General features: G+C 26.3%; 1 pseudogene. It reads left to right on the top strand.

The window, feature by feature from the left end:
• Positions 1 to 24: 24 nt before the first annotated feature.
• Positions 25 to 518, top strand: a pseudogene (locus EPJ72_RS12945) (DDE-type integrase/transposase/recombinase); the annotation flags it as partial.

The raw sequence follows: 518 nt of genomic DNA on the forward strand, positions 1-518 counted from the left end.
AAAACAAATAAAAAGGATGCTACTATGAAAAGAGATTATAGCACAGAATTTAAATTATTTATAGTGGATGAAGCATTAGAAACTAAAAATATTAAAAGATTTCTAAAGATAGAAGAAATACCCAAATCTACTTTTTATGCTTGGCTTAAAAAATATAAAGACACTGGAACTGTCGCTAATTTTAGTACTAAGCCAAAAACTTCTCCAAATATCTTTAATAATCAAAAAGCTATTAATTTAATTATTGAACTCTATACTAAAGAATATCGAGGTAAGCATTATATTAAAGCATATTTAAATCGTGAAGGCATTAAGATAGGTGTTACAGCTATAGAGAATGTACTAAAAAGAAATAATCTTTGGAGATATAAAACAAAAAAGAAAAAGAAGCGATATGATAAACGAAAATTTGTCTCTAAAATACAAAAAGAGGGCAAAATAGTTCAAATAGACACTAAATATATCAAATTAGGCAGAAAAACAGTTTATCAATTCACTGCTGTAGATTTAGCTACACG

This window comes from Brachyspira pilosicoli, from assembly GCF_008016535.1.
GTDB classification, from domain to species: Bacteria; Spirochaetota; Brachyspiria; order Brachyspirales; family Brachyspiraceae; genus Brachyspira; species Brachyspira pilosicoli_A.